This is a genomic window from Pseudomonas sp. TAE6080 (assembly GCF_018732265.1).
GTDB lineage: Bacteria > Pseudomonadota > Gammaproteobacteria > Pseudomonadales > Pseudomonadaceae > Aquipseudomonas > Aquipseudomonas brenneri.
Genome location: NZ_JAHIDY010000084.1, coordinates 1 through 7,311, shown reverse-complemented (window position 1 = coordinate 7,311; position 7,311 = coordinate 1). Strand labels below are relative to the sequence as shown.

Genomic DNA, 7,311 nt, shown 5'->3' with positions numbered 1-7,311 from the left:
TGTGACAGGTACGACATGCTGATAGGCTACATGCGGGTATCGAAGGCGGACGGCTCCCAGGCTACCGATTTGCAGCGCGACGCGCTGATTGCCGCCGGGGTCGATCCAGTACATCTTTACGAGGACCAGGCATCCGGCATGCGCGAGGATCGGCCCGGCTTGACGAGCTGCCTGAAGGCGTTGCGAACTGGCGACACACTGGTCGTGTGGAAACTGGATCGGCTCGGACGCGACCTGCGACATCTCATCAACACCGTGCACGACCTGACTGGGCGCGGCATCGGCTTGAAGGTATTAACCGGGCACGGCGCGGCCATCGACACCACGACCGCCGCCGGCAAGCTGGTCTTTGGCATCTTCGCCGCCCTGGCCGAGTTCGAGCGCGAGTTGATCGCGGAGCGCACGATTGCCGGCCTAGCCTCGGCCCGCGCGCGCGGGCGGAAAGGCGGCCGGCCGTTCAAGATGACCGCCGCCAAGCTGCGGCTGGCGATGGCGGCAATGGGTCAGCCAGAGACCAAGGTCGGCGACCTGTGCCAGGAACTTGGCGTCACGCGGCAGACCCTGTATCGGCATGTTTCACCCAAGGGTGAGCTACGTCCAGATGGCGAGAAGCTACTCAGCCGAATTTGATGCCGGCATGAGGCAACGTAGCGACAGCGTGGTTTGTCTCAATGGGAAGCGCTCATGATCGATCTTTGAAGGCCCGCAGCAGTCGTGTCACAGACAGGACGAACAAACCGGTCAGCGTGAGGGCTGCGATACCCCAGTACTCTCCGATGAACGCGCCGGCCGTCGTGCCGGCCAGCACAATGGCGAGAATCGGCAAATGGCAGGGACAGGTGAGCACGGCCAGCGCGCCCCACAGGTAGCCGGTGATCGGTTTGTGCGTCTCGGACGGCAAGCGCTCGGGGCTGTTCATGGCAGACTCTCCGCGTGCTGTGCCGGCTCGGTCGGCATGGTGGCCAACTGCACCTCCAGATCGGCCAACGCTTCGCGCCGACGCTCGACGAACTGGCGCAGAACGGCAAGCTGCGCGGCCGCTTCATCGCCGTCCGCAGCATCCAGCGCCCGGCACAGCCGCGCCAGCGCGTCCAGGCCGATGCCCGCCTCGAAGGCCGCCCGCACGAAGCACAGCCGTTGCAAGGCGGCATCATCGAACAGGCCATAGCCGCCCGGGGTGCACGCCACCGGACGCAGCAATCCGCGCAGCAGGTAGTCGCGCACGATATGCACGCTCACCCCGGCATCAAGGGCCAGCCGGGACACGGTGTAGGCGCTCATTGAAAACCTCCTTTTTTTATCCAGCGCAGCAGGAAAGCTGCTTCACGTCCTTGTTGAAGGTCTGCGCCGCAAGCTTCAACCCCTCGACCATTGTCAGGTAGGGGAACAACTGGTCGGCCAGTTCCTGCACCGTCATGCGGTTGCGGATGGCGAGCACCGCCGTCTGGATCAGTTCGCCCGCTTCCGGGGCCACCGCCTGCACGCCGATGAGCCGTCCGCTACCTTCCTCGATGACCAGCTTGATGAAGCCGCGTGTGTCGAAGTTGGCAAGCGCTCGCGGAACGTTGTCGAGTGTCAGCGTGCGACTGTCGGTCTCGATGCCATCGTGGTGCGCTTCCGCCTCGCTGTAGCCCACGGTGGCGACTTGCGGGTCGGTGAACACCACTGCCGGCATCGCGGTCAGATTGAGGGCTGCGTCGCCGCCGGTCATGTTGATCGCGGCACGGGTGCCGGCGGCCGCTGCCACGTAGACGAACTGCGGCTGGTCGGTGCAGTCGCCGGCCGCGTAGATGTTCGGGTTGCTCGTGCGCATGCCTTGGTCGATAACGATGGCCCCTTGCGCATTGACAGTGACCCCCGCCGCGTCCAGCGCGAGGCTGCGCGTATTCGGTGCCCGACCGGTGGCAACCAGCAACTTGTCAGCGCGCAATTCACCGTGTCCGGTGGTCAGCACGAATTCGCCGTTCACATGGGCGACCTGGCTGGCTTGCGTGTGCTCCAGCACCTCGATGCCCTCGGCGCGGAAAGCGGCTGTCACGGCCTCGCCGATGGCCGGGTCTTCCCGGAAGAACAAGGTGCTGCGTGCCAGGATCGTGACCTGGCTGCCGAGCCGGGCAAAGGCTTGCGCCAGTTCCAACGCCACCACCGACGAACCGATCACGGCCAGGCGTGCGGGAATGGTGTCGCTGACAAGCGCTTCGGTGGAAGTCCAGTAGGGTGACTCTTTCAGGCCCGGAATCGGCGGCACGGCCGGACTGGCACCGGTGGCGACCAGGCAGCGGTCGAACGTTACCTCGCGCTCGCCACCCTCGTTCAAACGGACGACCAGGCTCTGGTCGTCCTTGAAACGCGCTTCACCGTGCAAAACGGTGATGGCTGGATTGCCGTCCAGGATGCCTTCGTATTTGGCGTGCCGCAGTTCATCGACACGGGCCTGCTGCTGGGCCAGCAGTTTGCTGCGGTCAATCGCAGGCACAGTTGCCGCAATACCGCCGTCGAACGGACTTTCCCGGCGCAGATGGGCAATATGGGCAGCGCGGATCATGATCTTGGACGGCACACAGCCGATATTGACGCAGGTGCCGCCGATGGTGCCGCGTTCGATCAGCGTGACCGTCGCGCCTTGCTCGACGGCCTTCAGCGCCGCCGCCATCGCGGCCCCGCCGCTGCCAATGATGGCGATATGCAAACCGGCGCCCTCAAGTGCATCACGGATTTTTGGTTCATCTTTGAAATCACCAACCCGGATCGAGCCTTGATAACCCAATGCGGCGATGGCGGCCAGCAGTTGGTTGTGGCTCACGGCGGTGTCTGCCATGACTTGCGCGCGGCTTTCTGGATAGGACACCACAGCGGCATTCACGCCGGGAATCTTTTCCAAAGCATCTTTGACATGGGTGGCGCAGGATGTGCAGGTCATGCCATTCACGGTGATTTCGGTCATTTTTTTACTCCATTGAATTTCGGGGTGCAGCAGGCATCGGCTTGGCGTTTTCGTTGGATGGCGTAGATGGTCAAGCCGATGAAAATCGCCAGCGCAGGCAGCAGCACATAGTCCAGATAGCCGGTCAGCGCGGACAAGCCGACCACACCGAGCAAAATGACCAGAACAGGGGTGAAGCAACACAGCGCCACGAGGGTTGTGCCAATGATGCTGACCCGCAGCAGTGTCTTCGGGTCTTTCATGATCAGTTCTTGACTGATGATGGGTAGCCCGCATCCTCGGTAGCCTTGGTCAGTTTCTGCACGCTGGTCTTGGCATCATCGAAGGTGACCACCGCTTCGCGCGTCTCGAAGGTCACGTCAACTTTACTGACGCCATCGACCTTGGAAATCGCCTTCTTGACAGTGATCGGACAGGCCGAGCAGGTCATGCCCGGTACGGACAGCGTAACGGTCTGGGTGGCGGCCCACACGGGGGCAACAACGGCAGCGAGGGCAAGGGCGGAAAGCAGCTTTTTCATGGTGAACTCCTGTGATCAATAGAAAAATGGCACGACGTAGGGAAATCCGAGCGCGACCAAAACCAGCACGGCCACGCCCCAGAAAATGAGCTTGTAAGTAGCTCGCACTTGGGGAATCGCGCAAACCTCACCCGGTTTGCAGGCGGCTGACGGCCGGTAGATGCGCCGCCAGGCGAAGAACAACGCCACCAGCGCCACGCCGATAAAGATGGGGCGATAGGGTTCCAACACCGTCAAGTTGCCGATCCAAGCGCCGCTGAACCCCAAGGCGATCAGAACCAGCGGCCCGAGGCAGCAAGCCGAGGCGAGGATGGCGGCCAGCCCGCCAGTGAAGAGCGCGCCGCGCCCGTTTTGAGGTTCAGACATACGTTTGTCCTTTCGAATCTGAATTGGATAGCTTAAGCTTACTTCCGTAGTTATGTACGGAGTCAAGCGATATGGAAAACAATTTGGAGAACCTGACCATTGGCGTTTTCGCCAGGACGGCCGGGGTCAATGTGGAGACCATCCGGTTCTATCAGCGCAAGGGCTTGCTCCCGGAACCGGACAAGCCTTACGGCAGCATTCGCCGCTATGGCGAGACGGATGTAACGCGGGTGCGCTTCGTGAAATCAGCCCAGCGGTTGGGCTTCAGCCTGGATGAGATCGCCGAGCTGCTGCGGCTGGAGGATGGCACCCATTGCGAGGAAGCCAGCAGCCTGGCCGAGCACAAGCTCAAGGACGTGCGCGAGAGGATGGCTGACCTGGCGCGCATGGAGGCCGTGCTGTCTGATTTGGTGTGCGCCTGCCATGCGCGGAAGGGGAACGTTTCCTGCCCGCTGATTGCGTCACTGCAAGGGAAGAAAGAACCGCGCAGTGCGGACGCGGTGTAGCCCGAGGGAACTACGCCTTAGCGTGCTTTATTTTCCGTTTTCTGAGGCGACTCCAACGTCAGAAAAGACCGTGCGGTCGACTTTTGATATTTCGTGCTGTCGCCTTCTGAAAGTGACACAATTCCCACGCAAACCCGCATCGTTGGCATCCAACTACAGTCTCCATCTTTCAGTATCCGACTACACTGAACTATCGCTGAATAGTTGGACAACGCCATGTTGATTGGATATGCCCGCGTCTGTCGTTTTCAGAAGACGGCTGCACTGAACGTCAGAAGCCGACTGCACTATAGCAGCGGAGGGGTTGGATCCATCAGGCAACGACGGGCTGCTGCCGGCCATCAGCGGACGCAGGGAGGACTTTCCGCAACCGGCCGTTCGATGCGGCACCGATGGCCTTCGCGCAGGGGTAGTGAATCCGCCAGGATTGACTTGCGCTGCCCTACCTCTCACTAGTGAGGGGCGGCAGCGCATCAAGCGGTGAGCGCACTCCGGCACCGCCAACTTTCAGCACATGCGTGTAAATCATCGTCGTAGAGACGTCGGAATGGCCGAGCAGATCCTGCACGGTTCGAATGTCGTAACCGCTGCGGAGCAAGGCCGTCGCGAACGAGTGGCGGAGGGTGTGCGGTGTGGCGGGCTTCGTGATGCCTGCTTGTTCTACGGCACGTTTGAAGGCGCGCTGAAAGGTCTGGTCATACATGTGATGGCGACGCACGACACCGCTCCGTGGATCGGTCGAATGCGTGTGCTGCGCAAAAACCCAGAACCACGGCCAGGAATGCCCGGCGCGCGGATACTTCCGCTCAAGGGCGTCGGGAAGCGCAACGCCGCTGCGGCCCTCGGCCTGGTCCTTCAGCCACCATGCCCGTGCACGCGACAGCTGCTCGCGCAGGCTGGGTGCCAAGCTCTCGGGTAACATCAAGGCCCGATCCTTGGAGCCCTTGCCCTCCCGCACGATGATCGTGCCGTGATCGAAATCCAGATCCTTGACCCGCAGTTGCAAACCCTCACTGATCCGCATGCCCGTTCCATACAGAAGCTGGGCGAACAAACGATGCTCGCCTTCCAGAAAACCGAGGATGCGAACCACTTCATCCGGGGTCAGCACCACCGGCAAGCGCCGCGACGGCCGAGGTCTTCCGATCTCCTGAAGCCAAGGCAGATCCACACACAGCACCTTGCCGTAGAAGAACAGCAAGGCCGCCAATGCCTGCCGATGCGTGGATGCCGAAACCTTACGCTCGTTTGCCAGCCAGGACAGAAATGCCTCGACTTCGCTGCTGCCCAAGGTTGCCGGGTGACGCACTCCGTGGAAACGGATGAAGGCACGAACCCAGTGGACATACGCCTGTTCGGTTCGTAAGCTGTAATGCAAGTAGCGTATGCGCTCGCGCAGTTGGTCCAGAACCTTGACCGAACGCAGCGGTGGTAACGGTGCAGTGCTGGTTTTCATGGCTTGTTATGACTGTTGTTTTGTACAGTCTATGCCTCGGGCATCCAAGCAGCAAGCGCGTTACGCCGTGGGTCGATGTGTGATATTATGGAGCAGTAACGATGTTACGCAGCTGGGCAGTCGCCCGAAAACAAAGTTAGACATTTAGAGCATTCCATCACATGAATAATCATTACTCATTTATTGGCGGCTCCGAGGGCTCTTGGCGAGTCACCAGTTGTGAAACACTCATTGGCATACCTCTTGAGATTGTGGAGAGGGTCAATGTAGTTAATATGCCCTCAACAAATTTGATCGAACGTGGCACCTGGGTGCTTCAAGGCTTTACAAGCAATGTTCGGTACGCCGAACGGCATGAGATCAATCAACTTCGCGCAAAACAGGAGGAATTAAACCGTCCTACGTCATCATGCGCTGCACTCATTCCCATAAAGAAAAGTCCAGAATGGTGGGCAATGTCACAAGAGGAACGGCGCGAAATTTTTGAAGCAAAGTCCCACCACACAGAAATTGGACTGGCTTATCTTCCAGAAATCGCAAGACAGCTACATCATTCTCGCGACCTCGGAGAGCCGTTTGACTTCTTAACCTGGTTCGAGTTTGCTCCGGAGCATACTGCAATATTCAACAAACTGTTGGCTCAGTTACGCTCATCAAAAGAGTGGGAATATGTCGAACGCGAGATAGATATCCGACTGGTGAAAAATGTCTAACAACAGGTTCAAATCGCTCGCTCCGCTCGCTGGGACGGGCTAAAGCCCGCCCCTTAACCAAACGTTGAACGACAGCTTTCCCAAAAGCTCTACGGCGGTTCAGGGTCGACACCGGTAATCGGATCGTTGCCGCACTGAACAGCGCCCCGTTCCAGGTCGCCTCCATTTATGCGGCTGAACCGAGGGAGAGCAGCTTTACGCCGTCTGGCCGCAGTTCGCCCTTGGGCGACACGTGCCGGTAGAGCGTCTGCCGGGTAATCCCGAGTTCTTCGCAGAGATCGCCCACCTTGGTTTCCGGTTGCCCCATGCTGGCCATCGCCAGGCGTAGCTTGGCGGCGGTCATCTTGAAGGGGCGCCCCCCTTTCCTGCCGCGAGCGCGCGCCGAGATAAGTCCAGCGACTGTTCGCTCGGAAATCAACTCACGCTCGAACTCGGCCAGCGCGGCAAAAATACCGAACACAAGCTTGCCGGCGGCAGTCGTCGTGTCGACCGCCGCACCGTGACCGGTCAGGACCTTCAGGCCCACGCTACGCGCAGTTAGGTCGTGCACGGTGTTGATCAGGTGGCGCAGATCACGGCCAAGCCGATCGAGCTTCCACACGATCAGCGTGTCCCCTTCACGAAGCGCCTTCAGGCAAGCAGCCAACCCTGGGCGATCATCGCGCCTGCCCGAGGCCAGATCCTCGTAAAGGTGCGCAAGGCTCACACCAGCGGCGATGAGCGCATCGCGTTGCAAATTGGTGGACTGGGATCCGTCCGCCTTCGATACCCGCATGTAGCCGATCAGCACCTTTTCACCCGTCACG

Annotated in this window: 11 protein-coding genes; 3 read left to right on the top strand and 8 right to left on the bottom strand. The window is 60.3% G+C overall.

Annotated elements, in window-relative coordinates; all coding sequences use genetic code 11:
* Positions 1-15: 15 nt before the first annotated feature.
* Complete coding sequence (locus KL786_RS29085) at positions 16-630, top strand: recombinase family protein (protein ID WP_000904941.1); 615 nt, start codon at positions 16-18, stop codon at positions 628-630.
* Positions 631-682: 52 nt separating this feature from the next.
* Here the strand turns inward: KL786_RS29085 and merE are convergent, their stop codons facing one another.
* Genes merE through merT form a run of 6 tightly spaced genes read right to left on the bottom strand, consistent with a single transcriptional unit; the run spans position 683 to position 3,830 of the window.
* Positions 683-919, bottom strand: a complete 237-nt coding sequence (gene merE / locus KL786_RS29080; protein ID WP_001087809.1) for a broad-spectrum mercury transporter MerE — start codon at positions 917-919, stop codon at positions 683-685.
* Positions 916-1,281 (bottom strand): mercury resistance co-regulator MerD, encoded by a 366-nt coding sequence (gene merD, locus KL786_RS29075; protein ID WP_003465059.1) that lies wholly within the window; start codon positions 1,279-1,281, stop codon positions 916-918. Before merD ends, merE begins: the two co-directional genes overlap by 4 nt.
* Positions 1,282-1,297: 16 nt before the next feature.
* A complete protein-coding gene (gene merA, locus KL786_RS29070; protein ID WP_000136268.1) occupies positions 1,298-2,944 on the bottom strand; it encodes a mercury(II) reductase in 1,647 nt (548 codons plus the stop codon).
* A complete protein-coding gene (merF, locus tag KL786_RS29065; RefSeq protein WP_000654684.1) occupies positions 2,941-3,186 on the bottom strand; it encodes a mercury resistance system transport protein MerF in 246 nt (81 codons plus the stop codon). Before merF ends, merA begins: the two co-directional genes overlap by 4 nt.
* A 2-nt stretch (positions 3,187-3,188) precedes the next feature.
* Positions 3,189-3,464, bottom strand: a complete 276-nt coding sequence (gene merP, locus KL786_RS29060) for a mercury resistance system periplasmic binding protein MerP (RefSeq protein ID WP_000735441.1) — start codon at positions 3,462-3,464, stop codon at positions 3,189-3,191.
* A gap of 15 nt (positions 3,465-3,479) precedes the next feature.
* Complete coding sequence (gene merT, locus KL786_RS29055) at positions 3,480-3,830, bottom strand: mercuric ion transporter MerT (protein WP_001294667.1); 351 nt, start codon at positions 3,828-3,830, stop codon at positions 3,480-3,482.
* A gap of 71 nt (positions 3,831-3,901) precedes the next feature.
* Between merT and merR the strand changes: the two genes are divergently transcribed.
* The gene (merR, locus tag KL786_RS29050) at positions 3,902-4,336 is read left to right on the top strand and encodes a mercury resistance transcriptional regulator MerR (RefSeq protein WP_000429838.1); all 435 of its coding nucleotides are present in this window, start codon (positions 3,902-3,904) and stop codon (positions 4,334-4,336) included.
* 442 nt (positions 4,337-4,778) lie between these two features.
* Here merR and intI1 read toward each other — a convergent pair whose 3' ends face one another.
* The gene (gene intI1 / locus KL786_RS29045; protein ID WP_083377976.1) at positions 4,779-5,792 is read right to left on the bottom strand and encodes a class 1 integron integrase IntI1; all 1,014 of its coding nucleotides are present in this window, start codon (positions 5,790-5,792) and stop codon (positions 4,779-4,781) included.
* Positions 5,793-5,953: 161 nt separating this feature from the next.
* Here intI1 and KL786_RS29040 point away from each other — a divergent pair, with 161 nt between their 5' ends.
* Entirely contained in the window at positions 5,954-6,505 is a 552-nt protein-coding gene (locus tag KL786_RS29040; RefSeq protein ID WP_073672967.1) for a chlorite dismutase family protein, read from the top strand.
* A 166-nt stretch (positions 6,506-6,671) separates the two neighbouring features.
* On the opposite strand, the gene KL786_RS29035 is transcribed toward KL786_RS29040, so the two are convergent.
* A complete protein-coding gene (locus tag KL786_RS29035; protein WP_003155741.1) occupies positions 6,672-7,295 on the bottom strand; it encodes a recombinase family protein in 624 nt (207 codons plus the stop codon).
* Positions 7,296-7,311: the final 16 nt, after the last annotated feature.

What these genes read in the sequence shown, in the direction of transcription:
- KL786_RS29085 (WP_000904941.1), top strand. Translation starts at nt 16, where the DNA reads ATGCTGATAGGCTACATGCGGGTATCGAAGGCGGACGGCTCCCAGGCT.
- merE (WP_001087809.1), bottom strand. Translation starts at nt 919, where the DNA reads ATGAACAGCCCCGAGCGCTTGCCGTCCGAGACGCACAAACCGATCACC.
- merD (WP_003465059.1), bottom strand. Translation starts at nt 1,281, where the DNA reads ATGAGCGCCTACACCGTGTCCCGGCTGGCCCTTGATGCCGGGGTGAGC.
- merA (WP_000136268.1), bottom strand. Translation starts at nt 2,944, where the DNA reads ATGACCGAAATCACCGTGAATGGCATGACCTGCACATCCTGCGCCACC.
- merF (WP_000654684.1), bottom strand. Translation starts at nt 3,186, where the DNA reads ATGAAAGACCCGAAGACACTGCTGCGGGTCAGCATCATTGGCACAACC.
- merP (WP_000735441.1), bottom strand. Translation starts at nt 3,464, where the DNA reads ATGAAAAAGCTGCTTTCCGCCCTTGCCCTCGCTGCCGTTGTTGCCCCC.
- merT (WP_001294667.1), bottom strand. Translation starts at nt 3,830, where the DNA reads ATGTCTGAACCTCAAAACGGGCGCGGCGCGCTCTTCACTGGCGGGCTG.
- merR (WP_000429838.1), top strand. Translation starts at nt 3,902, where the DNA reads ATGGAAAACAATTTGGAGAACCTGACCATTGGCGTTTTCGCCAGGACG.
- intI1 (WP_083377976.1), bottom strand. Translation starts at nt 5,792, where the DNA reads ATGAAAACCAGCACTGCACCGTTACCACCGCTGCGTTCGGTCAAGGTT.
- KL786_RS29040 (WP_073672967.1), top strand. Translation starts at nt 5,954, where the DNA reads ATGAATAATCATTACTCATTTATTGGCGGCTCCGAGGGCTCTTGGCGA.